A 24,411-nucleotide genomic window follows, 5' to 3' on the forward strand; every position below is an offset into this window, starting at 1 on the left:
GGTTTCAATAAGTTATCCACAAAAAGTAGGATTAACAAAGATATTTATCAACAATTATCCTTATTCTTGACATATCAGAATCAGATATATATAATGGTAAGGTAAAAAGAAAAGTATATTTATTTTTCTATAATAAAAAATTTCGAAGGGGGTGTAGTGCAAATGTTCATGACATACCAACCTAAAAAAAGACAAAGAAAAAAAGAACATGGTTTCAGAAAGAGAATGAAAACTAAAGCTGGAAGAAACATTCTTAAAGCAAGAAGACAAAAAGGTAGAAAAAAATTAACAGCATAAGGGCCGCAATTTAGTGGCCTTTTTTCTACACTTTAGTAGAAAAAAAGGAGTATTGAATTACAGATGATATACAAATTGAGAAAAAATAATGAATTCAGACTCGTATATAGAAGAGGATCATCTTTAGCTAATGATTTATTAGTATTATATAGATTTAAAAATAGAAAAAATAAAGATAATGAAAATTTACCTTATAATAAGGTAGGAATTTCAGTAAGTAAAAAAGTAGGGAATAGTGTTGTACGAAGTAGAAGTAAAAGACTTATTTCTGAAAGCTATAGATTAAATGAAGTAAAATTAAAAAAGGGTTATGATTTTGTTTTTGTTGCAAGAACAAAAATAGAAGGTAAAAATTTTCATGATGTTGAGAAGGCAATGCTGCATTTATTTAAAAAGGCAGGACTATTAAATGAAGAAAATTGTAATAACTTTAATTAAATTTTATAGAACCAGGATATCACCAATGTACTCTCCATGTTGTAAATATAGGCCTACTTGCTCAGAGTATGCACTTCAAGCAGTAGAAAAATATGGTGCAATAAAAGGTAGCTTTATGGCTATCTGGAGAATATTACGTTGTAATCCTTTAAGTAAAGGTGGATATGATCCTGTAAAATAGAATATGGGAGGAAAATTTTATTATGATGAAATTAATTGAGCCAATAATCAATGTATTTGTATCTATATTTGACGCTATACATCATTTTATAGTATCAATAGGAATTACAAATCCAGGGCTAAGTTATGTTTTAGCGGTTATTTTATTAACTGTTATTATCAAAACTTTGGTTTTACCATTTAGTATTAAATCAGTAAAATCAACGAGAAGAATGCAAGAATTTCAACCTATGATAAAGAAGGTCCAAGAAAAATATAAAGGGGACCCTCAAAAAGCAAATGCGGAAGTAATGAAAATTTACAAAGAAAACAACATTAGTATGACTGGTGGTTGTTTACCTATGTTAATTCCACTTCCTATATTAATGGCATTATATTGGACTTTTACAGATCCAAGTGTAGCTGCTCAAACTCAAGGAATCAGTTTCTTATGGATTCCAAACTTAAGTTTACATGATCCACTATATATTTTACCGGTATTATCAGCAATATTTACATTTATTCCATCATACTTGATGACTAAATCAAATCCAGCTGGTGACGCAAGTGGTATGAATATGATGCCAATGAACATTGGTATGTCTTTAATGATGGGATTCATTTCACTTAAATTCCCAGCACTATTAGTAATATACTGGGTAACTAGTGGAGTATATCAATTAGTTCAAACATATTTCTTAAATGTTAGACCACTTCAAAAGCAAAAGGCTAAACAGGAAGCTGATGAACAGGCTACTGAATCTAACAAAGATAAATTTGGTCTTTTAGAAAGTATCGAAGAATCTAACAACAAAAAGAAAAAGAAAAAGAAATAGTTTAAATATATAACCATGTGAGAGTAGGTGTCTAGGGCAAATGAAGTTTATTGAAACAACAGGTAAAACAGTAGATGAAGCTTTAGAAAAGGCATTAAATGAACTTAATGTATCTAAGGATAAAGTAAAAGTAGATATTTTAGATGAAGGTTCAAAAGGATTTTTGAATATTATAGGAACTAAGCCGGCGAAGATAAAAGTGACAGTTAAATATGATTATGTGAATGAAGCAAAGGTATTTACTGAAAGTTTATTGAGTTCAATGGGAGTAGTTGGAACTGTAAGTATTAAAGAAGAGAAAGATTCTTTATATATTAATGTTTCAGGTGCTAAGATGGGAACAATTATAGGATACAGAGGTGAAACTTTAGATTCTATACAATATCTTATATCATTAGTCGTAAATAAGAATCATGAAATGAGCTACAAAAAAGTTATACTAGATACAGAGAATTATAGAGCTAAGAGAGAAGAAACTTTAAAAGCTGTTGCATTAAAGATAGCAAATAAAGTTAGAATATCTAAAAGACCGTTTAAGCTTGAGCCTATGAATCCTTATGAAAGAAGAATAATTCATGCAGCACTTCAATACGAAGAGGGAATTTCAACTTATAGTGAGGGGGAGGACCCATACAGAAAAGTTGTGGTTGCATTAAGTTAAATAAGATTTAGAAAGCCTTTTAAGGCTTTCTTTTTTTATACAGATTTAAGTAGAGAAATATATAAGAAAAAGATGATATGTATTATAGATATTATAGCTTTGACTTATAGTGTTTATTTCTGTAAAATTGATAGTAGTTTATTAGGTTTGAATGTTTATAATTTAAAAAAGTAATACATAATTAGAATATAGTAAAATCTATATAATTAGCACTTTAAGGAGGTAAGCTAATGAAAGAATTTGATACTATTTGTGGTATAGCAACTGCCCAAGGTGAGGGTGGAATTGCCATAATAAGAGTTTCAGGTGCAAAGGCGTTAGATATTGTAGGTTCAATATTTAAGGCTAAAAATGATTTTGATATAAAAAATATGAAAACATACACTATGAAATATGGAAACATTGTAGATAAAAATAATGAAGTAATAGATGAAGTTATTATAAGCTTTATGAAAGGTCCAAGAAGTTTTACAGCTGAGGATGTTATCGAAATAAACTGTCACGGTGGAGTAATTTCTACTAATAAAGTGTTAGAAGAAACTATTAGAGCAGGTGCAAGGCTTGCAGAACCAGGAGAGTTTACTAAGAGAGCATTCTTAAATGGAAGAATAGATTTAAGTCAAGCAGAGGCTGTTATTGATATTATAAGAGCAAAAACTGATTTAGCTATGAAGTCAGCAGTAATGCAAAGTTCAGGGAAGCTTTCCCAGGAAATAAATAAGCTTAGACAATATCTTTTAAATGTTTTAGCTTTAATTGAATATGCTGTTGATTTTACAGAAGATGATGAAGAGCCAGATGAAACAATTCCACCAAGAGTTTTAGAAGGTGTGGATATGGCTATTACTGAAATGAATAGACTTTTAAAAGGTGCAAATGAAGGAAAAATAATAAGAGATGGATTAAAAATGACTATAATAGGTAAGCCTAATGTAGGAAAATCATCACTTATGAATGCACTTTTACAGGAGCAAAGAGCTATTGTAACAGATATTCCAGGTACTACAAGAGATGTAATAGAAGAGTTTATAAACTTAGATGGAATACCAGTTAAAATAACGGATACAGCTGGAATAAGAGAAACTGAGGATATAGTTGAAAAGATTGGTGTTGAAAGATCTAAAGAAAAGCTTGAAGAGGCTGACTTAGTTGTTTTAATGATAGATACTTCAAGACCTATTGATGAAGAGGATAAAGAAATTATAGAATCTGTAAAAGATAAAAATACTATTGTTCTTCTTAATAAAGTTGATTTAGAAGAAAAAATAGATAGAGAAGTCTTAAATGATTTTGAAAACTTTATTCAAATTTCAGCTAAAACTGGTTTTGGAATAGAAGATTTAAAGAAAAAAATAAAAGATATGTTCTTTAGCGGAGAAGTTGACAATGAAAGCTTAATTATATCTAACAATAGACATAAGCAAGCTTTAATAAGAGCTTTAGAAAACTGTGAAATGGCAAAAGATAGATTAGAGAAAAATGAATTCTTAGATTTAATATCTATATACGTAACTTCAGGAATGAGATCATTAGGTGAAATTACTGGTGATGAACTTGAAGAAGATTTAGTAAATAAGATATTTAGTGAATTCTGTTGTGGAAAATAGGAGGAAAAGACCATGAGATATAATGGTGGAGATTATGATATTGTAGTTATTGGAGGAGGTCATGCAGGATGCGAAGCTGCACTTGCTGCCTCTAGAATGGGACTAAAAACATTAATTTGTACAATAAATTTAGAATCAATAGGAATGATGCCTTGTAATCCTAATATTGGAGGAACTGCAAAGGGGCATTTAGTTAGAGAAATAGATGCTTTAGGTGGAGAGATGGCTGTAAATATAGACCATACTTTTATTCAATCAAGAATGTTAAATACATCTAAAGGACCTGCAGTTCACTCTTTAAGAGCACAGGCAGATAAGCTTGAGTATCAAAAAAGAATGAAAAGAGTTTTAGAAACTCAAGAGAATTTATACGTGAGACAAGTTGAAATAATAGATTTAGTTGTTGAAGATGGCATTGTTAAAGGTGCTATATCAAAGAATGGAGCTATATTCAATTGTAAGGCCGTTGTTTTATGTACAGGAACATACTTAAAGGCTAAGATCATAATAGGTGATGTAAGCTATTCAGGAGGACCTAATGGACTTTCAGAGGCTAAAGACTTATCACAAACTTTATTAGATTTAGGAATAGAGCTTAGAAGATTTAAAACAGGAACACCTGCAAGAATTAATAAGAGATCAGTTGATTTCTCTAAGATGATAGAGCAAAAAGGTGATGATAGAATTATTCCGTTTTCATTTATGCATGATAATGTTGATAGAGAGCAAATATCATGTTATTTAACTTATACTAACGAAGATACTCACAGAATAATTAATGAAAATATAGGAAGATCACCAATTTATAATGGAACAATTAAAGGTGTAGGACCAAGATATTGTCCATCAATAGAAGATAAGGTTATGAGATTCCCTGATAAGGGTAGACATCAAATCTTTGTTGAACCAGAGGGAGATGATACTCAAGAGTTATATATTGGAGGATTATCATCATCATTACCTGAAGATGTTCAAATTAAAGTTATTAGAACTTTAGATGGACTTGAAAATGCAGAAATGATGAGAGCAGCTTATGCAATAGAATATGATTCAATAAACCCACTTCAATTAAAGCCTACATTAGAATTTAAGCACATAGAAGGACTTTACGGTGCAGGACAATTAAATGGAAGTTCAGGATATGAAGAGGCAGCCGCACAAGGTATTGTAGCTGGTATAAATGCCGCATTAAAGATAAAAGGTGAAGAGCCATTAATCTTAACTCGTTCAGATGCTTATATTGGAGTTTTAATAGATGATTTAGTTACTAAAGGAACTAATGAGCCTTATAGAATGATGACTTCAAGAGCAGAGTATAGATTATTATTAAGACAAGATAATGCAGATTTTAGATTAACTGAAATTGGTCATAATGTTGGATTAGTAAATGAAGAAAGATATAACAGATACCTTAATAGAAAAGAAAATATAGAAGTTGAATTAGATAGATTGAAAAATCTTCAAGTAACTAATAAGACTGAAAATAATGAGTTCTTAGAAAGCTTAGAGTCAGCAGCACTTAAAAAGCCAACTAGATTATATGAGCTTATAAAAAGATCAGAATTAGATTACTTCTCATTAGCTAAACTAGATGAAGAAAGACCTGATTATGATTATAGTGTTGGTGAGCAAATAAATATAATTGCGAAATATGAAGGATATATACAAAGCCAATTAGAGCAAGTAGCTCAATTTAAAAAGTTTGAAAAGAAAATTTTACCTAAGGATATAGATTATTATGAGGTAAAAGGATTAAGAACTGAGGCAATGCAGAAATTATCTGACATAAAACCTGTAAGTATAGGGCAGGCATCAAGAATCTCTGGAGTATCTCCAGCTGATATATCTGTATTATTAATATATTTAGAGGTCGGATACAATAAAAGAGAAGAAAATAACTAATATTTAAGGAGTTTAAGATGGAATTTTATAATATAATGAAAACTGCAGCAGAAGAAGTTTCAATGGATTTTAATGAAGATAAGTATGAGAAATTTATAAAATACATGAGACTTGTACAAGAATGGAATCAAAAGATTAATTTAACTGCAATAACAGAAGATAATGAATTTATAACGAAGCATTTTATTGATTGTATAAAGGCTTTTAAAAGTTCAGAACTTAAAAATGCAAAAACTATTATAGATGTTGGAACAGGAGCAGGGTTCCCAGGATTACCAATTGCTATAATGAATGAAGACGTAGAAGTAACGTTACTAGATTCATTAAATAAAAGAGTTAATTTTTTAAACTTAGTAGTAAAGGAATTAGGTCTAAAAAATGTAGTTACTATTCATTCAAGAGCAGAGGATGGAGCTAGACAAAAGGGATTAAGAGAAAATTTTGATGTAGCTACATCTAGAGCTGTTGCAAATATGGCAGTATTATCAGAATTCTGTCTTCCTTATGTAAGGGTTGGTGGATTCTTTGTAGCACTAAAAGGACCTGCAATTGAAGAAGAGCTTGCAGGTAGTAAGAATGCTATTGGAACTTTAGGGGGCAGACTTGCTAGAATTGATGAAACGGTTGTTGAAGGAACAGATTTAAATCACAATATTGTTGTTGTGGAAAAGGTTAAAGAGTGTCCTAAAACATATCCTAGAAAAGCAGGAAATGTAACAAAAAAGCCAATTAAATAGAAAAAGATAAAATATTGGTAGATAATAGAGATTTAAAAGATAAAGACTCGAATTATTTCTTGAAAAAAATAAAGGGAAATAATGGGAAATATCGAATTTATATAAAGAGAGAAAAATAATGGAATTTTATAAGGGATGGGTTCTATAAATGAGTAATGAAGTGATAAAAGTTAGTGTGGATGATATAATTCCAAATACATATCAGCCAAGAAAATATTTCAAGGAAGAGGCATTAGAAGAATTATCAGAATCAATAAAGGTTCATGGAATAATTCAACCTATAACTGTAAGAAAAAGAGGGCAAATGTTTGAGCTTGTTGCCGGAGAGAGAAGATGGAGAGCTGCAAGGCTTGCAAGTTTAACAGAGGTTCCATGTACAGTTATAGATATAACTGATACTGAATCTGCTGAAATAGCATTATTAGAGAACTTACAAAGAGAAGATTTAAACTTTATAGAAGAAGCTGAAGCTTATTATAATTTAATAAATGACCATAGATTTACACAAGAGCAACTTGCGAAAAGAATGGGGAAAAAACAATCCACAATTGCAAATAAATTGAGACTTCTTAAACTTGGGGATGAAATTAGAAAGTTATGTGTGGATAACAATTTAACTGAAAGACATGCAAGAGCTTTACTATCTGTGGATAACTTAAAATTACAAAAGAGAGTTTTAGATAAGGTTATAAAAAATAAATTAAATGTAAGACAAACAGAAGAACTTATAAATAAAGAACTTTTAAAAATTGCAGGAAAAGAGTTAAGTGGGAAAAAGAAAAATAATATAAAATCAGCATTTCCAGCAAAGTTATATGTAAATAGCATAAAACAGGTATTTGATAAATTTAATATACCTGCTAAATATGATATGGATGAAAAGGAAGAATATATAGAAATAAAAGTTAAAATTCCTAAGATGAAAAAGTAATTTATGTGTGTAAGACATCTATCTTTAGTTAGATTAGATGTCTTATTTTTTAGAAAAAATATTAATTGAATAAAACTTTAAAAAAAGTTCAAAATATTCTATTATAAATTTATTAAGAAATTAGAGTTTTAGCCCTTTTACGCTTTTATTATGTAGAGAAAATATATATAATAATAAGTGTGAGAGGGGGTGTAGCTCTAAGTAAGGAGCTAATTATGAAAACAATTTGTATATTCAATCAAAAAGGTGGCGTAGGAAAGACCACAACTAATATTAATTTATGCTCTTACCTTGCAATGCTTGGGCATAAAATTTTAACGATAGATATAGATCCACAGGGAAATACTACAAGTGGACTTGGAATAGATAAAAGAAACTTAGAAGCATCAATGTATGATGTTATAACTTCGGATACTTCATTAAATGATGTAATTATACATAGTGACTTAATAAGTAATTTATATATAGCCCCATCAACAATGGAACTTGCAGGAGCTGAAGTTGAGGTTATAGGAAGAGAAAATAGAGAAAAAATCTTGATAGAGAAAATAGATGAAGTTAGAGATGAATTTGATTTTATATTTATAGACTGTCCTCCATCTTTAGGAGTTCTTACTATAAATGCTTTATCAGCAAGTAACTCTGTACTAATACCAATACAATGTGAGTTTTATGCATTAGAAGGTGTTGGTCAACTTATAAATACAGTAAATTTAGTAACGAAGTCTTTAAATAAAGAACTTGATATTGAAGGCGTTGTTATGACTATGTATGATTATAGAACAAATTTAAGTAATGAAGTGTATAAGGAAGTAAAAGCATTCTTTAAGGATAAAGTTTATGAAACAACTATTCCAAGAAATATAAGATTAGCAGAATCACCAAGCTTTGGATTGCCAATAATGCTTTATGATGAAAAGTGTAAAGGGGCAGATTCTTATTCAAAATTAACTAATGAATTTTTAAAGAAGCAATAATGAGAGGGTGATTAAGGAATGAGTAAAAAGTTTGGATTGGGAAAAGGATTAGGAGCACTTATACCTGAAGAGGTAGAAAAAAAGAATACGGTAGTAGAATCTAAAAAAGATTCAATGATGATTTCATTAAATAAAATAAAGGCATATGCAGAGCAGCCAAGAAAATTCTTTGACAATGAAAATATAGCAGAACTTGCAGAATCTATAAAAAATCATGGAATAATACAACCTATTTTATTAAGAAAAGAAAAATCAGGATATGTTATAGTTGCAGGTGAAAGAAGATTTAGAGCAGCTAAAATGATAGGACTTAAAGAAGTTCCTGCAATAGTAAGAGAGTTAACAGAAAAGGAAGTTTTAGAAATTTCTTTAATTGAAAATATTCAAAGAGAAGATTTAAATCCTATTGAAGAAGCTATTGCTTATAAAAAATTAATCAAAGAATTTAACTTAACACAACAAGAGTTAAGTAGTAGAATTGGTAAATCAAGAGTAGCTATTACAAACACAATGAGATTATTAAAGTTAGATGAAAGAGTTCAACAGTATTTAATTGAAAGTGTTATAAGTGAAGCTCACGGAAGAGTTTTATTATCAATAACAGATGGAGATTTACAATATAATTTTGCACAGATGGTTATAGATAATAGCTTATCAGTAAAAGAACTTGAAAGAAAAATTAAAAGCTATGAAAATGAAAAAGAAAAGCCAGAAAAAGTAAAAAAAGAATTAAATATTTACTATAAAGAGGCACAAAATAAGTTGCAAGATTACTTTGGAACAAAAGTAAAGATTGATGATAAAGACAAAAAAGGAAAAATAGAAATAGAATACTATTCAGAAGAAGATTTAAATAGAATTTTAGAATTAATAAACATGTAATGTTTCTTGAGAAACATTTTAGGAAGGACGGAAAAAAGTGAATAATTTAATCAGTAGCATTCAAAGTCTATTACCATATATCGTAATAGGAATGGCAGCCTTAGTAGTAATTTTAATAATCCTAATAATTGTATTATGGAAGGGATTAAACCGTGTCGAGAAAAGATACAGAAAGCTTATGAAGGGTGTAGATAATAAGAACTTAGAACAACTTATAGTTAGTGAACTTGGAAAAATTGATAGTGCAAAAGAAGTTGCAGATGAAGCTTTAAAAGTTGTAACTGAAACTAGAAAAGAATTATTAGAGTGTGTTCAAAAAGTTGCAATTATGAGATACAAAGCTTTTGATGATGTAGGAAGTGATTTAAGTTACTCAATAGCATTCCTTGATGGACATAATGATGGTGTTATTTTAACAGGTCTTTATGGAAGATATGATAGTACTTGCTATGCAAAGCCAGTTGATAAAGGTATTTCAAGATATGAATTATCAGAAGAAGAAAAATGTGTTTTAGAAGAAGCTATTAAAAAAGCAATATAAACTTAAATAATCCAGTTTGATTTAATCAAACTGGATTATTTTTTTATAATGAAAATTTTACCTAAAAGTTCTTTAGTAACAATACGAGCATCTCGTGCAAAAAAATCATAACTTAGTTTAGACAACTTAAATAACTCCTTCAATGTTTCTCAAGAAACATTTTTTTACATAATGTTTCTTGAGAAACATTATACTATAAATGAGATTTGATTCAAATGAAATTAAAATTCTACTATTAGTAGTTAAATATAAAAAACTATTTTGAAGGGAATTTAATTACATTTTTAGAGTAATCATTTAAAAGTTTGTTTGCATAAAGAATGCTTTTAGAAATATTTTTAGCTAAAAGCATAACAGTATATAAACGGGTGTTTTGTAACATTAAGTATTCAAAATTACCACTTAAATTAACTACACCAGTAATACTTAAATCACCGATTGGCGGTAAAGCTTTATTAAGAGCTAATCCAGGGAATAATGGTGAATTTTTTAATGATATTTTTCCAATATTAGATAATTCACCAAGAGAAGCATCAATGGCTATTATATATGGATTTTTAAATTGAAGATTAATCTCTTCAATTGAATTTACTAAGTTTTTAGCATGAACTGGATTTTCTAAAGTTCCAAAAATATGAAAATTATTTAGTCTTGATGCAATCAGGTTGTCCCCAACTAAAGGTCCAAGAGCATCTCCAGTACATCGATCAGTTCCGATACAAAGCAATATAATTTCTTTATTTGTATGATGAATTAATTTCAAGTGATTAAATAAGGCTGTACCTAAATCCATAAAGGATGAAGAATCGGTTCCATCAAATTGTAATAATGTTTTATTCAATAAAAACACCTCCTATTTGAAATTATTTCCAAATAGGAGGTGTTTTAAACAAACTTAATAAAAATTATTTATAGCATTTTTTAAGATTGAAAGAGCATATTCAATATCTTCTAATGTATTAAAGTAAGAGATACTTAATCTAACTGTCCCTAGAGGAAAAGTTCCTATAGTTTGGTGAGTTTTAGGAGCACAATGAAGTCCAGCTCTATTACTAATACCATTTGAGTCTAAGTAATATGATAGTTCAGATGGCTCTAAATCTTTTAAATTAAAAGAAAGAGAAGTTGTAGCATTTTCAAAAGTTAAATCGCCATAAACTGTGTATCCTAACTGAAGTAACCCATTACCAAGTTTTTTGTAAAGAGTAGAGTTATGTTTTTTTATAGTATCTAAGCCAGTAGTATTTATAAAATTAATACCATTATATAGTCCGATAATACCAGGAATGTTTAAAGTGCCACTTTCAAATTTATCTGGCAAAAAATTTGGTTGATAAATATCATGTGAAAGACTTCCTGTACCACCTTCGATAAATGGAGAGCAGATATCATTAAGTTCATCTGAAATGATAAAGCCACCAATTCCTTGAGGACCAAAAAGACTTTTATGTCCAGTAAAAGCTAATGCACTTAAGTTTAGTTCTTTAAAATCGATTGGAACAGTCCCTGCAGATTGAGCAGAGTCTATTATAAAGAATATATTATGCCTTTTACAAAGCTCTCCAATTTCTTTAATAGGTTGAATACAACCTGTAACATTAGAGGCGTGTGTGAGAACTATAAGCTTTGTATTAGCTTTAATTTTATCTTCAAAGTCTTTTGGGTTTATAAATGAGTAACTATTAGCCTCTACAAACTCCAATTCAATATCTAAACTATTTGAACATGAAATTAAAGGTCTGATAACAGAATTATGTTCTATTGATGATGTAAGAACGTGGTCACCAGATTTTAAAATACCTTTTATTAATATATTTAAAGATGTAGTTATATTGTTTGTGAATATAACATTTTGTGGATTATTAAAATTAAAAAAGTCAGCAATAGCTTTTCTTGTTTTAAAAACAATTTTATTACTTTCTAAACTGTTTGAACTAGTAGACCTATTTGCATTACCACCAACATTAGTTAGATAGTTAAAGATGCTTTCTGAAACTATTGATGGTTTAGGAAATGTTGTACTAGCGTTATCTAAATAAACTTTCATAAGTAAACCTCGTATAATTAAATTTCTTATATTAATTATAAAACAAAATAAAGGGTAGGTATATAAAGAAAAGTTGGATATAATATAGTTATAAAAAGATAGTATTTTAAATTAAATACTATTAAGAAGGAGAGGACAAAATGAAATATTATATAATAGTTTTTAAGAATACATATGATGCAATGATGGCGGAGAGTGATTTAGAATCAAAAGGATATTCTTTTAGAATAATGCCAACGCCAACAAGCATAACTCAAAGTTGTGGTATTTGTATAAGATTTGATGAAGAAGAAGAATTAAAAGCAGCAAGAGAAGAAGGTATAGAATATAAAGGAATATATTTAAAAGAAGGAAATGAATATACAGAAATATAAAAGCTAAAAAGAAAAATTCTTTTTAGCTTTTATATTATTATTACAGTTCTTTTAGTTTATTTAAAACAACATCAATATCTAATCTTTTTTTATAATCACTGTTAACAAAAGATAGAACGATTTTACCTGTTGTATCTATAACATAAGTTCCAGGCATAGGAAGTTCATTTAACTCGTTTCCTTGATTTTGTTTTAAATCAAAACCACGCTCTTTATACACTTTTGCTAAAGCATCATTAACTTTAAAAACAAGACCAAATTTTTTAGCAACTTTATTATCTATATCACTTAAAACTTCAAAGTTAAGATTATTTTTTTCAATAGTTGATAAAGAGTTATCGGGTAATTCAGGAGAGATAGCAATTAAATTTGCATTCAAATTAGTTATATCTTTAAGTGCATCTCTGTAAGCTTTTAATTCTAAATTACAGTATGGACACCATCCACCACGATAAAATGTTATAACAACAGGTCCTTTTTCTAAAAATGCAGATAATGAAACAGTATCTCCATTTGCATTACTTAACGTAAAGTCTGGAGCCATATCACCAGTTGATAAAGCTGTTTGTTCAATATTTGAAGCTTTAACTTCGTCTATTGAGTCTTTAAATAAAGTTTTTATTTCTGTAGGAAGGGTTTGATTAGCATTTTGAGCTAATCTGCTTAATTCATCACTTAGTTTCATAAAAGTTCATCTCCTTATAGTAAATTTAAGGCATCAGCTAAAGTTTTAATTATAAATTTAGGTTTATATGCTGACTCTTCTAAAGTTTTATCAAATCTATTTACCCAAAATGTATTAAATCCAAACTTAGTTGCACCCATAATATCCCATCCGTTAGATGAGAAAAAAGAAATTTCGTTAGGGGAAAGATTGAATTTTTCAGTTACCATTTCATAAACTTTTTTATTAGGCTTAAAAATTTTGATATCTTCTACTGATAAAATATCATCTAGTAAATTATTGATATTAGATGATTGAACAGCTTTATTTATCATAGAATAAGAACCATTAGTTAAGATAGCTAATGATATACCTTTAGCTTTAAGTCTTTGCAATGTAGGAATTACATCTGCATAAGCTGATAATTCCATATAAGAATTTATAAGTTTATCTTTTAATGAGTCATTATTTATATTAAAAGTGTTACAAGCATAATTAAGAGCATCTTTTGTTACGTTAATAAAATCTGTGTAGTCATCCATTATTTCTCTTAGAAAACTATATTCAAGTTGTTTTGCTCTCCAAAGGTTTGAAAAATCATTATATGTATCACCAATTTCATCTTTATATTTTTCAGAGGCTGAATGAACATCAAATAAAGTTCCATAAGCATCGAAAACACAAAGTTTTATATTTTTTAAGTTTTCCATAAAATCATATCCTTTCTATTGATAAATTTGAGTTTAATTTATAAAATTAGTATAACAATATTATTATTCCATGGAGATGGAAATATATTTATAAAGAGGTGAGTAAATGATAACTCCAGATATTAGTACAATAGCAAGTATATTTTCAGATAAATCAAGGGCGATAATGTTAGTGGAGTTGTTAGGTGGAGCAAGAACTACAGGAGAACTTGCGAAGGCTTCAAAAATAAAGCCACAAACGGCAACATATCACTTGAGTAAAATGGTAAAGCTTAATATTATAAAAAATAATAAATATGGAAAGAATTCTTACTATAAAATAGAAAATGAAGAAATCGCAAAGGTACTAGAAATGTTAATGCAGTTATCTAAAGAGCCTAAAATATCTTCATTAAAAGAAAGTGTACAATCAGAACAAATTAGGTTTGCAAGGTTATGCTATGACCATATAGCAGGAAGATTAGGTGTGAGAATATTTGATAAACTAATTGATGAGGAATATATTGAGATAAAGGGAAAAAGTATTTTCATCACAGACAAAGGGAAGCTAAAATTTAAAAAAGTGGGTTTTACAATTGAAGATAAAAAATATAGTGGGGAATTGTGTAGGGATTGGAGTGAAAGGAGTAATCATATATCAGGGGAGATAGGTAGTATGATATATTCAAATTTATTGAAGTTTGACTTAATAGAGAAGGATAAAGAAACAAGAAAATTGTTTTTAACAAACAAGGGAAGAGAATTTTTAAAAGAGGAATTTGATTTATCAATTTAGTGTGATAAAGATGTTGGGGGAGTTATATGGCAGCAATCAAAATTGAACAGGATGGACTTCAAATAGGAAAGATAACAGTCAGTCCAGAATTTATAGACAAGATAGTAGGGATAGGATTAAAGATTATATTAGTAATATTCTTAATGTTTATAACTATAAAAATAGGAAACAAGATTATAAAAAAATTCGTTCAGAATCAAAGCAAGGAAAAGGGACTTAAATTTTCAATGAGTCCTCAGAAGGCTATAACTATTGGCGAAGTCTTAAAGAGTGTCTTAAAGTACGCAGTGTACTTTGTGGGAGCAGCTATAATGTTAGAAGAGTTATTTGGTGGAATATCCTTAACCTTTGCTAGCATGGGAGGTCTTGCTGTTGGTTTTGGAGCTCAAAGCTTGGTTCAAGATTTAATTAATGGATTTTTTATTCTTTTTGAAGACCAGTACGGGGTAGGGGATTATGTTACGATTGGTAAGTTTGATGGAATAATAGAATCTATTGGTATAAGAACAACTATATTAAAGGCATTTACAGGTGATTTGCATCTTATACCAAATGGGAGTATAAAAGAAGTTACAAATCATTCTAGAAACAATATAAGGTTTATAGTTGATATTGATATTGCTTACGAGGAAGATATTGATAATGCAATAGACGTTATAACTAAAACTTGTAAAAAGTTTGATGAAGAAAATGAAGAAGTACCACAACCAATTGAGATTTGGGGTGTTACTGATTTAGGGAATTCAGGAGTAACTATAAGAATAGTTGGGTTTAGTATTCCAATGCATCAATGGTCTATGGAAAGAAAGCTTAGAAAAGAGATAAAGCAAGCTATGGATAAAGAAGGCATAGAAATACCATACAGTAAAACTGAGCTTATAATAAATAAAAATAATATAGATATAGAAAATAAAGAAGTGGAAGGAGTATTAAAATGATAGAAACTTTTAATTTAGGTGACATAGTAGAAATGAAAAAGCAACATCCTTGTGGAGAAAAAAACTTTAAGGTTATAAGAACAGGAGCAGATGTTAAAATAAAGTGTGTGAAATGTGAAAGAATCATAATGCTTTCAAGAAGTAAGTTTGTAAAAGGTGCAAAAAAAATTATAGAAAAAGCAGAAATTTAATAAAACTATTGAAAAATATTAGAGGTAATGATAAAATAGATAATTGTAATCCCTGCTGTGCAAAGCACAGCCGTTAGTCCGAGGGGAGGAGGTGAAAATGATGAGAAAGTACGAAACTATATTTATACTACACCCATCACTAGACGAGGAGGCTGTTAAAGCTGCAGTTGAAAAGTTTAAAGGTGTAATCGAAAATGGTGGAGGAACTGTTGACAATGTTGATGATTGGGGTAAGAGAAAATTAGCTTACACAATTAACAAAGTTAACGATGGTCACTATACTTTAGTTGACTTCACAGCTAACACTGAATTACCAAGAGAATTAGACAGAATATTCAGAATTACTGATGGTGTTATGAGACATATCATAATTAAGAAAGAAGCGTAAGAGGTGATATTGAATGAATAAAGTTATACTTATAGGTAGACTTACAAAAGATCCTGAATTAAGATTTGCAGCAGGTACAGGAAACGCAGTAGCGAGATTCTCAGTAGCAGTTACAAGACAATTCAAGAGAGATGAAGCAGACTTTATTAATTGTGTAGCATTTAGTAAACAAGCGGAAACAATAGCACAATATCTTACAAAAGGAAGCCAAATCGCAATTACTGGTAACATAAGAACTGGTAGTTATGATGCACAAGACGGTTCAAAAAGATACACTACTGATGTAGCTGTTGAAAGCTTTGAATTTGTTGGAAGCAAAGGTGGAAACAACACTGAATCATTTGGTGGAAACACTGGATTTAGTGGAAATAATTCTGACAATTCAAAACCAAGCAACGATTCATTCGGAGCTGGGTTTGACGATGACATGACTCCTGTCGATGACGGAGATATGCCATTCTAAAATTTTTCTAGGTAAGGAGGTAAGACAATGAGCAGAGATAATAAAAGATCAGGAAGAATGAGAAGATCTAAGAGAAAAGTTTGCGCTTTCTGTGTTGACAAAGCTGATTCTATAGATTACAAAGATATCGCTAAGTTAAGAAAGTTCGTTACAGAAAGAGGAAAAATACTTCCAAGAAGAATTTCTGGAACTTGCGCTAAACATCAAAGACAATTAACTGAAGCAGTTAAGAGAGCTAGAAACATAGCTTTATTACCATTCACAACTGAGTAGTAATATAGAGAGCACGACAATTTATTGTTGTGTTCTTTTTTTATACGAAATATTTACCATAAAATTCTTTTAAAGGAATATAATTGCTTAAAATCTTGCAATAAAAGAGGAAAAAAACTAAAATATACATACAGGGTTAAAATGGGGGAAGAGATATGAGAAGAAAAGATTTGAATATTATGGGTAATGTAAAAATAATAGAAGGGCTAAAAGCTCAATTAATAAAAATAATTGGGGACTTTTATGTATTATTAACAAGAGGGAGTAATGTTGCAGAAGAATCTTTAATAGATTGTTTATCAGGAGGAATAATAATATTATACGTACTTGCTGATAAATTAGGTTACTCTTTATCAAAAGTTGATGATCAAATAAAAGAAAAGTTAGACATTGGAATAAGAGCGGGAGATGAAATTGAGAAAGAGGGAGAAAGTCTAAGTAAGCTTAAAGGTCATATTTCAAAAAGAAGAGATGAATAAATAGGAGGAAGTTAATGAATGTGAAAGCACCTATTAAAAGGATAATAGTACCTATTGTATTAATTTTGGGTATTATAATCTCTTTAATATTTAACATAAGAGAATTAGTTGTGTTATTTATTTTGCTTTATGTTGTAGATAATTTTTATCTACTTAGTGGCTTTTGGAAGAAGGAAGCCGATGAAAAAAATCTTATTAAAGAAATAGATGAAGACATTAAACAAAATGCAGCTAATTTGGCAGTTCCAATAGTGCTTATAGATGCTATTGGAAAAGTAAGGTGGCACAATAAAGCTATGAAGGTATTTAAGGATGAAGATTCCTTTGTTGATGAAAATATCTTGAGTGTTGCTAGAGGAATTGATTTAGATAAAATCAAAGAAGTTACAAGAGAAGTCCATCAAAGGCTTAAATCTAATGGTAGATTATATGATGTATATTCGAGCAAGTTAGAGAGCAAGGAAGAATTATTTTTAATATATTTCAATGATATAAGTGATTTGGTTGATGTAGATAAAACTAAGGAAAGCGTAGTATTAATTGAGGTTGATAATATTAGCGAAGCTTTAGATGCAGTTACTGAAGATACTAGACCATTAATTGTTGCTGAAATAGAGCAAAAAATTAATGCATATGGAAGTAGATTGCAGGCAATGATAAAGAAGTATGATAAAAATAAGTATGTTTTATCTGTACCTGATAAATATATTGAAGAAGAAATTAAATCTAAGTTTAATATATTAGAGGAAATATCAAAGATTTGTAAGGGAAATAAATTAGAAATAACTCTAAGTATGGGAATAGGAAAAGGTGGGTTAACACCTAAGGAAAATTATAAACTAGCTGTTATAGGAAAAGAGCTAGCTTTAGGAAGAGGTGGAGACCAGGCTGTTGTGAAAACACCAAGTGAAATAAAAATATTTGGTGGAAACAGTAAAGAGATTGAAAAAAGAACTCGTGTTAGAGCAAGAGTTGTATCTCATGCATTAAAGGAATTAATTTATGAAAGTGATAAGGTATTTATTGTAGGTCATAAGAACTTAGATATGGATTGTTTTGGTTCTGCATTAGCCTTATCAAGTATTGTAAAGAAACTTGGAACTAAATGTTCAATAGTTCTTGGAAATGATACTTTTGCAATTGAGCCATTCCTTACTCAAGTAAAAGAAAAAGATGAATATAAAAACTTATTTATGACATATGAGACAGCTTACAAAGAAAAGACAGAAAAATCATTAGTTATAATAGTAGATGTACACAATAAAAACTATGTAAGCAATTTAGAATTTGTAGATAGTGTTAAGAGAAAGGTTATAATAGACCATCATAGAAGAAGTACAGATATAGTAGAGGGAGCATTATTAAATTATATTGAAGTATATGCATCGTCTACATCTGAAATGATAACAGAAATTATACAATATATCTTAGATAAGCCAAGTGTAGTTAAAAAAGAAGCAGAAGGTTTACTTGCAGGAATATATATGGATACAAAAGGTTTCTCTTTTAAAACTGGAGTAAGAACTTTTGATGCTGCCTCATTCTTAAGAAGAATGGGTGCTGAAACTACAGAGGTTAAAAAGTTATTTACAGATAATCTAGATGAATTTATACAAATAGCTGAAACAATAAAGTCAGCTAAAACAGAAAATAGCGTAGCAATAGCAGTTGCACCAGAAGATAGTAATACTGTTATAGTAGCAAAATCAGCAGATGAATTGCTAAATATAACAGGAATTCTAGTAGCATTTGTTATTTGTAATATAAAAGGCGATATTTACATTAGCGCAAGGTCAATAGGTGATATTAACGTTCAAGTAGTCCTAGAGAGTCTTGGCGGAGGTGGACATTTGAATATGGCAGGTGTTAAAATATCAAATAAGAGCGTAGATGAAGTTAAGATAATGTTAAATGACGCAATTAAAAAATATTTAAAGGTTGGTGAATAACATGAAAGTTATATTATTACAAGATGTTAAAAAAATAGGTAAAAAAGGTGAGGTTATAAATGCATCAGATGGTTATGCAAGAAACTTCTTATTTCCAAAAAAATTAGCTAAAGAAGCAACTGATAATAACATGCACATATTAAATAATCAAAAAGAAAATGAAAGAAAGCAAAAGCTTGCTGAAATTGAAGCAGCTCAAAAGCTTGCTAATGAATTAAAAGGTAAAGAAGTTAAGATAACAGGAAAAGTTGGAGATAACGGAAAATTATTTGGAGCAATAACAAGCAAAGATGTTGCAGCAGAAATAAATAAAGTATATAACGTAAATATAGATAAAAAGAAAATTGTTATGGATACAATAAAAGTTGCGGGTGGATATGAAGTAGAAGTTAAATTATATCCTGAAGTATCAACAAAGATGAAAGTTCTTATTGTTCCACAAGCATAAGGAGGAATAATTTTGAAATTAAACGAACAAATCCAATTCCTACAAGGAGTTGTAGGTGGAGATTTAACAATAGAAGCTCAAATAAATGTTTTATATGACATATTAAAAAATGTCTTAGATGAAGGTGCAATTAGAGCGAGAACAGTAAGACATAAGTTAAAGAAATATACTACATCTAAAAAACTTGCAGAGAGAGCATATGCACTTAATATGATTGCATCAGATGGAGCAGGAATAGAAGTAGTTCCAACAGAAGATAAGATTACTGAAGTGCTAGAAGACACTATAGTTTGGATTTCTGAAGAATTAGCTAAAAGATATGTTCAAAGAGAAATTGAAGCAAAAGTAGAGAAAGCTTTAATGGAAAAGCAAGATAAGTATATAGATGAAATGAAGTTAGCTATACTTAAAAAAGAAAAGGGAACTGAAAATGCTAAAACTGCAAAAAAATTAGAAGAGTTAGAAGCGTTAGATGGAAAAGTTGTTAGCAAAAATATAATGAGCTTTTTAAGACCAGAATCATTTAAAGAGATAGCAGGACAAGAGAGAGCTATAAAATCATTAATATCAAAGCTATCATCACCATATCCACAGCACATAATTCTTTATGGACCTCCAGGAGTAGGAAAAACTACAGCAGCTAGAATAGCTTTAGAAGAGGCTAGAAAGCTTCAGTTTACACCTTTTGATGATGAATCAAAGTTTGTAGAAGTAGATGGAACTACGTTAAGATGGGACCCAAGAGAAATAACAAATCCTTTATTAGGTTCAGTACATGATCCTATATATCAAGGTAGTAAAAGAGATTTAGCAGATGTAGGAGTTCCAGAGCCAAAGCCAGGTTTAGTAACTGAAGCTCATGGTGGAGTTTTATTTATAGATGAAATTGGAGAGCTAGATCATATACTTCAAAATAAATTATTAAAGGTTTTAGAAGATAAGAGAGTGGAATTCTCATCATCATACTATGATCCAGATGATGAAAAGACACCAGCTTATATAAAATATCTTTTTGATAAAGGAGCTCCAGCTGATTTTGTTTTAATAGGTGCAACAACAAGAGAGCCTAGAGAAATAAATCCAGCGTTAAGATCAAGATGTACAGAAGTATATTTTGAGCCATTAGGAGTGAAAGATATTCAAGAAATAGTTAAAAATGCAGCTAGAAAATTAGACGTTTCATTAGAGCAAACAGTGCCTGAGTATATTAGTAGATATACTATTGAAGGAAGAAAAGCTGTAAATATTTTAACTGATGCTTATGGATATGCTTTATATAAAAGAAAAGTAAAACCTAAAAAATTAAAAATTACATTAAAGGATGTTGAAGAAGTTATTTCAATAGGAAGATATTCACCTTTTGAAATCTTTTCAGATAATACAGAAAAAGAGATAGGACATATATATGGACTAGGTGTAAGTGGTTTCTTAGGCTCAACTTTAGAAATTGAAGCATCAGTATTTGAAGCAAAGAAAAAAGGTGCAGGTAGTGTAAGATTTAATGAAACTGCAGGAAGTATGGCAAAGGATTCTGTATATAATGCAGCATCAGTAATAAGAAAAATAACTGATAAAGATATAAGAGATTATGATATACATGTTAACGTAATTGGTGGTGGTAATATTGATGGACCATCAGCAGGGGCAGCTATAACAACTTGTATCATAAGTGCGTTATTAGAGAAGCCTATAAGACAAGATTTAGCTATTACCGGGGAAATATCTTTAAGAGGTAAGGTTAAACCAGTAGGTGGAGTATTTGAAAAAATTTATGGTGCTAGAAGAAAAGGAATAAACCTTGTTTTAGTTCCAGAAGATAATGAAAAAGATATTCCAAGTGGATTAACTGATATAGAAGTTAAAGCAGTTAGTTCAATAGAAGAAATTTTAGAACTAGCATTTTAATATATGAAGGGGCTTCTCCATAAGGGAAGTCCTTTTATATTTTTAAAATAATATAGCCTAAAAGTTAAACTTTGATTATAATAGTAAGGTGAAATAATATGTGAAAGGTGGGAAAGACGTGGAAGGACCAATAGCAAAAACTTTACCTCAAAGTATAGAAGCTGAACAATCAGTACTTGGATCAATGCTTATATCAAGAAACGCAATAGCTCCAGCTGCTGAAAAGTTAGAAGAGGAAGATTTTTATAGAGATAGTCATAAAATTTTATTTAAATCAATAGTTGAAATGTTTAAAAGAGATATGGCAGTCGACTTAGTTACAGTTTTAGAATACTTAAAGTCAACAGATGTGCTTGAAAGAGCAGGTGGAGTTACATATGTTACAGAAATATCTGCATCAGTACCAAGTACAGCTAACCTTTCTTCATATATACAAATAGTTTTAGAAAAATCAACTTTAAGAAAGCTTATAAGAGCTTCTAATGAAATAATAGAAGAGAGTTACAACAAGCAAGGTGAAGTTGAAGGGGTTTTAGACAAAGCAGAAAAAAGAATATTTGATATATCTGAGAAAAGAACAACAAATGATTTTGAATCATTAGGAACAGTTCTTGAAAGAGGATTTATTGAAATTGAAAGATTATATAACAATAAAGGTGAAGTTACAGGAGTAAGTTCAGGCTTTAAAGATTTAGATGATAAAACGTCAGGATTCCAAAAAGGAGATATGATACTTGTTGCAGCAAGACCTTCAATGGGAAAAACTACATTTACTTTAAATATAGCTGAATATGCTGCACTTAGAGAAGGGAAAAGCGTAGTTATATTTTCTCTAGAGATGTCAAAAGAGCAACTTGCATATAAATTATTATGTTCAGAAGCTAATATTGATATGCTTAAGCTTAGAACAGGTAACTTAGAACCAGATGATTGGGATAGAATAGCAAGAGCAACAGGACCATTATCTAAAGCAAAAATGTATATAGATGATACAGCAGGGGTTACTGTAATGGAAATGAGATCTAAATGTAGAAGACTTAAAATGGAGTATGGTATAGATTTAATAATGATAGACTATCTTCAGCTTATGTCAGGTTCATCAGGTTCAGATAACAGACAACAAGAGGTATCAGAAATATCAAGATCTATAAAAGCACTAGCAAAGGAAATGGAATGTCCTGTAATAGCATTATCACAGTTATCCCGTGCACCAGAGCAAAGAGCAGACCATAGACCAATGCTTTCTGACCTTAGAGAATCTGGTTCAATAGAACAGGATGCCGACGTTGTTATGTTTTTATATAGAGATGAGTATTATAATAAAGATACTGAAGAAAAAAATACTGGTGAATGCATAATTGCAAAACAAAGAAACGGTCCAGTTGGAACAGTAAAACTTGCTTGGCTTGGACAATACAGTAAGTTTGCCAATTATGAGGCAATACATCAAGAGTAATAAATAAGATTGTAGAATTATCTAGAGGAATATATGCTTCTAGATAATTTTTTATAGAATTTTTGAATTTAAGGAGGAAAATATAATGAGTAAAAAGATTGGATTTATTGGTTGTGGAAATATGGGAGGCGCTATGCTTGGAGGATTAGTTAAAAAAGAATTTGTTAATCCTAAAGATGTTTTTGTTTCAACTAAAAGAAAAGAATCTAGAGAAAAATTAGAAAAAGAATATGGAGTAATTGGAGCAGAAAGCTTAGAAGTAGCAAAAAATGCTGATGTAATAATACTTGCAGTTAAACCTTATATGTATAAAGAAGTTATAGAAGAGGTAAAAGAAGCTTTAAAAGGAAAGCTTATTATAAGTATTGCAGCTGGAATAAATATGTGTGATTTAGAAGAGTGGATAGGTGAAGAAGAAAAAATAGTTAAGACTATGCCAAATACACCAGCACTTGTAGGAGAAGGAATGTCAGCGGTATGTCCAAATGGAAATGTTGAAGAAGAGGACTTAAAGTTTGTAGGTGAAATGTTTGATGTTTTTGGAAAGTATGAAGTGTTAGGAGAAAAAGATTTCCATGCATTTATAGGACTTTGTGGTTCATCTCCTGCATATGTGTTTATGATTATTGAAGCTATGGCAGATGGTGCTGTTAATTTAGGGATTCCAAGAGACAAGGCATATAAAATGGCAGCACAAAGTCTTTTAGGTTCAGCAAAAATGGTTTTAGAAACAGGAAAGCATCCAGGAGAATTAAAGGATATGGTATGTTCTCCAGGAGGAACAACAATTGAAGCGGTAGCAGATTTAGAGAAGAATGGAATAAGAAACACAATGATTAGTGCAATAAAAACATGTGCAGAAAAATCAAAAAATATGTAGTTAAATTATTGACAATAAAAGAAAAAGCAATTATAATAAAAACAAGTTAATGATAATCAATATCAACTGGACAATGATTTGATTATTAACCGAAAACACACATACACATATAAAATAGACTCCTCTTAATTTATAATTAAGAAAAAACTCTAGAGATTCACAGCCTCTAGAGTTTTTATATTTGGTAAAAATTTTTAATATACGAATATTTATTTTATAAAATAAAAAAACATTCGAATTTTCATTGACCTATAAGATTCATTTTGATACTATTGTGTATGGGAGAGATAAATCCAAATAGGTTTATATTTAGAATTATTGTAAATAATAATAATATAAACTACTCCATGAAAAATAAAGGAAGATTATTTAATTAGTCTGAAGGAGGATATAATGTCAGCATTTATAGTATTAGGAGCCCAATGGGGAGATGAAGGAAAAGGAAAAATGACAGACTACTTAGCAGAGGATGCAGATGTAGTTGTTAGATTCCAAGGTGGTAA

The 24,411-nt window shown here is 29.7% G+C and carries 30 protein-coding genes; 26 read left to right on the forward strand and 4 right to left on the reverse strand.

From position 1 onward, the window contains the following. Nucleotides 1-162 precede the first annotated feature (162 nt). From rpmH to ACRC28_RS15300, 12 genes are all read left to right on the forward strand, one after another. On the forward strand, nucleotides 163-297 hold the full coding sequence (gene rpmH, locus ACRC28_RS15245) for a 50S ribosomal protein L34 (RefSeq protein ID WP_438544294.1): 135 nt from the start codon (nucleotides 163-165) through the stop codon (nucleotides 295-297). A gap of 63 nt (nucleotides 298-360) precedes the next feature. Further along, nucleotides 361-735, forward strand: coding sequence for a ribonuclease P protein component (gene rnpA, locus ACRC28_RS15250; RefSeq protein WP_438544295.1), 375 nt, complete (start codon nucleotides 361-363; stop codon nucleotides 733-735). Next, a complete protein-coding gene (yidD, locus tag ACRC28_RS15255; RefSeq protein ID WP_438544296.1) occupies nucleotides 707-916 on the forward strand; it encodes a membrane protein insertion efficiency factor YidD in 210 nt (69 codons plus the stop codon). Before rnpA ends, yidD begins: the two co-directional genes overlap by 29 nt. 22 nt (nucleotides 917-938) lie before the next feature. After that, a complete protein-coding gene (gene yidC / locus ACRC28_RS15260) occupies nucleotides 939-1,730 on the forward strand; it encodes a membrane protein insertase YidC (RefSeq protein WP_438544297.1) in 792 nt (263 codons plus the stop codon). Nucleotides 1,731-1,770: 40 nt separating this feature from the next. Next, nucleotides 1,771-2,391, forward strand: a complete 621-nt coding sequence (gene jag / locus ACRC28_RS15265) for an RNA-binding cell elongation regulator Jag/EloR (RefSeq protein ID WP_438544298.1) — start codon at nucleotides 1,771-1,773, stop codon at nucleotides 2,389-2,391. Nucleotides 2,392-2,621: 230 nt separating this feature from the next. Continuing rightward, nucleotides 2,622-3,998 (forward strand): tRNA uridine-5-carboxymethylaminomethyl(34) synthesis GTPase MnmE, encoded by a 1,377-nt coding sequence (mnmE, locus tag ACRC28_RS15270; protein WP_438544300.1) that lies wholly within the window; start codon nucleotides 2,622-2,624, stop codon nucleotides 3,996-3,998. A gap of 12 nt (nucleotides 3,999-4,010) precedes the next feature. Further along, nucleotides 4,011-5,900 carry a tRNA uridine-5-carboxymethylaminomethyl(34) synthesis enzyme MnmG gene (gene mnmG, locus ACRC28_RS15275; RefSeq protein WP_438544301.1) on the forward strand — a complete coding sequence of 630 codons (1,890 nt, stop codon included), beginning with the start codon at nucleotides 4,011-4,013 and terminating at the stop codon, nucleotides 5,898-5,900. A 17-nt stretch (nucleotides 5,901-5,917) separates the two neighbouring features. Then, nucleotides 5,918-6,637, forward strand: coding sequence for a 16S rRNA (guanine(527)-N(7))-methyltransferase RsmG (gene rsmG / locus ACRC28_RS15280; protein WP_438544302.1), 720 nt, complete (start codon nucleotides 5,918-5,920; stop codon nucleotides 6,635-6,637). A gap of 148 nt (nucleotides 6,638-6,785) precedes the next feature. Then, a complete protein-coding gene (gene noc / locus ACRC28_RS15285) occupies nucleotides 6,786-7,568 on the forward strand; it encodes a nucleoid occlusion protein (protein ID WP_438544303.1) in 783 nt (260 codons plus the stop codon). A gap of 215 nt (nucleotides 7,569-7,783) precedes the next feature. Then, nucleotides 7,784-8,545, forward strand: a complete 762-nt coding sequence (locus ACRC28_RS15290; protein WP_438544304.1) for a ParA family protein — start codon at nucleotides 7,784-7,786, stop codon at nucleotides 8,543-8,545. A gap of 18 nt (nucleotides 8,546-8,563) precedes the next feature. Continuing rightward, entirely contained in the window at nucleotides 8,564-9,427 is an 864-nt protein-coding gene (locus ACRC28_RS15295) for a ParB/RepB/Spo0J family partition protein (RefSeq protein ID WP_438544305.1), read from the forward strand. A gap of 37 nt (nucleotides 9,428-9,464) precedes the next feature. Then, nucleotides 9,465-9,968: a DUF4446 family protein gene (locus tag ACRC28_RS15300; protein WP_438544306.1), complete on the forward strand. Its 504-nt coding sequence runs from the start codon at nucleotides 9,465-9,467 to the stop codon at nucleotides 9,966-9,968. Nucleotides 9,969-10,224: 256 nt separating this feature from the next. Here the strand turns inward: ACRC28_RS15300 and yyaC are convergent, their stop codons facing one another. Together yyaC and ACRC28_RS15310 are read right to left on the reverse strand one after the other, a co-directional pair. After that, nucleotides 10,225-10,761 (reverse strand): spore protease YyaC, encoded by a 537-nt coding sequence (gene yyaC, locus ACRC28_RS15305; protein WP_438544321.1) that lies wholly within the window; start codon nucleotides 10,759-10,761, stop codon nucleotides 10,225-10,227. Nucleotides 10,762-10,863: 102 nt separating this feature from the next. Then, a complete protein-coding gene (locus tag ACRC28_RS15310; RefSeq protein ID WP_438544307.1) occupies nucleotides 10,864-12,015 on the reverse strand; it encodes an aminotransferase class V-fold PLP-dependent enzyme in 1,152 nt (383 codons plus the stop codon). Nucleotides 12,016-12,155: 140 nt separating this feature from the next. Here ACRC28_RS15310 and ACRC28_RS15315 point away from each other — a divergent pair, with 140 nt between their 5' ends. Continuing rightward, nucleotides 12,156-12,389 (forward strand): DUF3343 domain-containing protein, encoded by a 234-nt coding sequence (locus tag ACRC28_RS15315; RefSeq protein ID WP_438544308.1) that lies wholly within the window; start codon nucleotides 12,156-12,158, stop codon nucleotides 12,387-12,389. Between the two features lie 40 nt (nucleotides 12,390-12,429). Here ACRC28_RS15315 and ACRC28_RS15320 read toward each other — a convergent pair whose 3' ends face one another. Together ACRC28_RS15320 and ACRC28_RS15325 are read right to left on the reverse strand one after the other, a co-directional pair. Continuing rightward, entirely contained in the window at nucleotides 12,430-13,074 is a 645-nt protein-coding gene (locus ACRC28_RS15320) for a peroxiredoxin-like family protein (RefSeq protein ID WP_438544309.1), read from the reverse strand. Nucleotides 13,075-13,088: 14 nt separating this feature from the next. After that, nucleotides 13,089-13,763, reverse strand: a complete 675-nt coding sequence (locus ACRC28_RS15325) for a haloacid dehalogenase type II (RefSeq protein WP_438544310.1) — start codon at nucleotides 13,761-13,763, stop codon at nucleotides 13,089-13,091. A 106-nt stretch (nucleotides 13,764-13,869) separates the two neighbouring features. Here ACRC28_RS15325 and ACRC28_RS15330 point away from each other — a divergent pair, with 106 nt between their 5' ends. From ACRC28_RS15330 to ACRC28_RS15390, 13 genes are all read left to right on the forward strand, one after another. Next, a complete protein-coding gene (locus ACRC28_RS15330) occupies nucleotides 13,870-14,538 on the forward strand; it encodes an ArsR/SmtB family transcription factor (RefSeq protein WP_438544311.1) in 669 nt (222 codons plus the stop codon). Nucleotides 14,539-14,564: 26 nt separating this feature from the next. Next, entirely contained in the window at nucleotides 14,565-15,476 is a 912-nt protein-coding gene (locus ACRC28_RS15335) for a mechanosensitive ion channel family protein (RefSeq protein WP_438544312.1), read from the forward strand. Continuing rightward, nucleotides 15,473-15,667: a DUF951 domain-containing protein gene (locus ACRC28_RS15340; protein ID WP_438544313.1), complete on the forward strand. Its 195-nt coding sequence runs from the start codon at nucleotides 15,473-15,475 to the stop codon at nucleotides 15,665-15,667. Before ACRC28_RS15335 ends, ACRC28_RS15340 begins: the two co-directional genes overlap by 4 nt. A 100-nt stretch (nucleotides 15,668-15,767) precedes the next feature. Next, a complete protein-coding gene (rpsF, locus tag ACRC28_RS15345) occupies nucleotides 15,768-16,055 on the forward strand; it encodes a 30S ribosomal protein S6 (protein ID WP_438544314.1) in 288 nt (95 codons plus the stop codon). Between the two features lie 13 nt (nucleotides 16,056-16,068). Continuing rightward, a complete protein-coding gene (locus ACRC28_RS15350; protein WP_438544315.1) occupies nucleotides 16,069-16,518 on the forward strand; it encodes a single-stranded DNA-binding protein in 450 nt (149 codons plus the stop codon). Between the two features lie 27 nt (nucleotides 16,519-16,545). Next, on the forward strand, nucleotides 16,546-16,791 hold the full coding sequence (gene rpsR / locus ACRC28_RS15355; RefSeq protein ID WP_438544316.1) for a 30S ribosomal protein S18: 246 nt from the start codon (nucleotides 16,546-16,548) through the stop codon (nucleotides 16,789-16,791). Between the two features lie 155 nt (nucleotides 16,792-16,946). Further along, nucleotides 16,947-17,270 carry a MazG-like family protein gene (locus ACRC28_RS15360; protein WP_438544317.1) on the forward strand — a complete coding sequence of 108 codons (324 nt, stop codon included), beginning with the start codon at nucleotides 16,947-16,949 and terminating at the stop codon, nucleotides 17,268-17,270. A gap of 14 nt (nucleotides 17,271-17,284) precedes the next feature. After that, nucleotides 17,285-19,219 (forward strand): DHH family phosphoesterase, encoded by a 1,935-nt coding sequence (locus ACRC28_RS15365; RefSeq protein WP_438544318.1) that lies wholly within the window; start codon nucleotides 17,285-17,287, stop codon nucleotides 19,217-19,219. 1 nt (nucleotide 19,220) lies between these two features. Then, a complete protein-coding gene (rplI, locus tag ACRC28_RS15370) occupies nucleotides 19,221-19,667 on the forward strand; it encodes a 50S ribosomal protein L9 (protein WP_438544319.1) in 447 nt (148 codons plus the stop codon). A gap of 30 nt (nucleotides 19,668-19,697) precedes the next feature. After that, a complete protein-coding gene (lonC, locus tag ACRC28_RS15375; protein ID WP_438544322.1) occupies nucleotides 19,698-21,572 on the forward strand; it encodes a Lon family ATP-dependent protease in 1,875 nt (624 codons plus the stop codon). Between the two features lie 118 nt (nucleotides 21,573-21,690). Beyond that, a complete protein-coding gene (locus tag ACRC28_RS15380) occupies nucleotides 21,691-23,028 on the forward strand; it encodes a replicative DNA helicase (protein ID WP_438544323.1) in 1,338 nt (445 codons plus the stop codon). A gap of 85 nt (nucleotides 23,029-23,113) precedes the next feature. Beyond that, nucleotides 23,114-23,908, forward strand: coding sequence for a pyrroline-5-carboxylate reductase (gene proC, locus ACRC28_RS15385; protein ID WP_438544320.1), 795 nt, complete (start codon nucleotides 23,114-23,116; stop codon nucleotides 23,906-23,908). A 393-nt stretch (nucleotides 23,909-24,301) separates the two neighbouring features. Then, on the forward strand, nucleotides 24,302-24,411 hold a 110-nt coding region (locus tag ACRC28_RS15390), incomplete at its 3' end, for an adenylosuccinate synthetase (RefSeq protein ID WP_438544324.1).

The organism is Clostridium sp., assembly GCF_051650885.1.
Lineage (GTDB): Bacteria > Bacillota > Clostridia > Clostridiales > Clostridiaceae > Clostridium.

Bases quoted from the DNA above. Each gene is read 5' to 3' on its own strand.
- ACRC28_RS15330 (WP_438544311.1), top strand. From the start codon at position 13,870: ATGATAACTCCAGATATTAGTACAATAGCAAGTATATTTTCAGATAAA.
- mnmE (WP_438544300.1), top strand. From the start codon at position 2,622: ATGAAAGAATTTGATACTATTTGTGGTATAGCAACTGCCCAAGGTGAG.
- ACRC28_RS15325 (WP_438544310.1), bottom strand. From the start codon at position 13,763: ATGGAAAACTTAAAAAATATAAAACTTTGTGTTTTCGATGCTTATGGA.
- rpsF (WP_438544314.1), top strand. From the start codon at position 15,768: ATGAGAAAGTACGAAACTATATTTATACTACACCCATCACTAGACGAG.
- ACRC28_RS15365 (WP_438544318.1), top strand. From the start codon at position 17,285: ATGAATGTGAAAGCACCTATTAAAAGGATAATAGTACCTATTGTATTA.
- mnmG (WP_438544301.1), top strand. From the start codon at position 4,011: ATGAGATATAATGGTGGAGATTATGATATTGTAGTTATTGGAGGAGGT.
- ACRC28_RS15340 (WP_438544313.1), top strand. From the start codon at position 15,473: ATGATAGAAACTTTTAATTTAGGTGACATAGTAGAAATGAAAAAGCAA.
- rsmG (WP_438544302.1), top strand. From the start codon at position 5,918: ATGGAATTTTATAATATAATGAAAACTGCAGCAGAAGAAGTTTCAATG.
- rplI (WP_438544319.1), top strand. From the start codon at position 19,221: ATGAAAGTTATATTATTACAAGATGTTAAAAAAATAGGTAAAAAAGGT.
- ACRC28_RS15350 (WP_438544315.1), top strand. From the start codon at position 16,069: ATGAATAAAGTTATACTTATAGGTAGACTTACAAAAGATCCTGAATTA.
- ACRC28_RS15295 (WP_438544305.1), top strand. From the start codon at position 8,564: ATGAGTAAAAAGTTTGGATTGGGAAAAGGATTAGGAGCACTTATACCT.
- proC (WP_438544320.1), top strand. From the start codon at position 23,114: ATGAGTAAAAAGATTGGATTTATTGGTTGTGGAAATATGGGAGGCGCT.
- ACRC28_RS15290 (WP_438544304.1), top strand. From the start codon at position 7,784: ATGAAAACAATTTGTATATTCAATCAAAAAGGTGGCGTAGGAAAGACC.
- yidC (WP_438544297.1), top strand. From the start codon at position 939: ATGATGAAATTAATTGAGCCAATAATCAATGTATTTGTATCTATATTT.
- ACRC28_RS15360 (WP_438544317.1), top strand. From the start codon at position 16,947: ATGAGAAGAAAAGATTTGAATATTATGGGTAATGTAAAAATAATAGAA.
- ACRC28_RS15315 (WP_438544308.1), top strand. From the start codon at position 12,156: ATGAAATATTATATAATAGTTTTTAAGAATACATATGATGCAATGATG.
- yidD (WP_438544296.1), top strand. From the start codon at position 707: ATGAAGAAAATTGTAATAACTTTAATTAAATTTTATAGAACCAGGATA.
- rpsR (WP_438544316.1), top strand. From the start codon at position 16,546: ATGAGCAGAGATAATAAAAGATCAGGAAGAATGAGAAGATCTAAGAGA.
- rpmH (WP_438544294.1), top strand. From the start codon at position 163: ATGTTCATGACATACCAACCTAAAAAAAGACAAAGAAAAAAAGAACAT.
- noc (WP_438544303.1), top strand. From the start codon at position 6,786: ATGAGTAATGAAGTGATAAAAGTTAGTGTGGATGATATAATTCCAAAT.
- rnpA (WP_438544295.1), top strand. From the start codon at position 361: ATGATATACAAATTGAGAAAAAATAATGAATTCAGACTCGTATATAGA.
- jag (WP_438544298.1), top strand. From the start codon at position 1,771: ATGAAGTTTATTGAAACAACAGGTAAAACAGTAGATGAAGCTTTAGAA.
- ACRC28_RS15335 (WP_438544312.1), top strand. From the start codon at position 14,565: ATGGCAGCAATCAAAATTGAACAGGATGGACTTCAAATAGGAAAGATA.
- ACRC28_RS15310 (WP_438544307.1), bottom strand. From the start codon at position 12,015: ATGAAAGTTTATTTAGATAACGCTAGTACAACATTTCCTAAACCATCA.
- yyaC (WP_438544321.1), bottom strand. From the start codon at position 10,761: ATGGATTTAGGTACAGCCTTATTTAATCACTTGAAATTAATTCATCAT.
- ACRC28_RS15320 (WP_438544309.1), bottom strand. From the start codon at position 13,074: ATGAAACTAAGTGATGAATTAAGCAGATTAGCTCAAAATGCTAATCAA.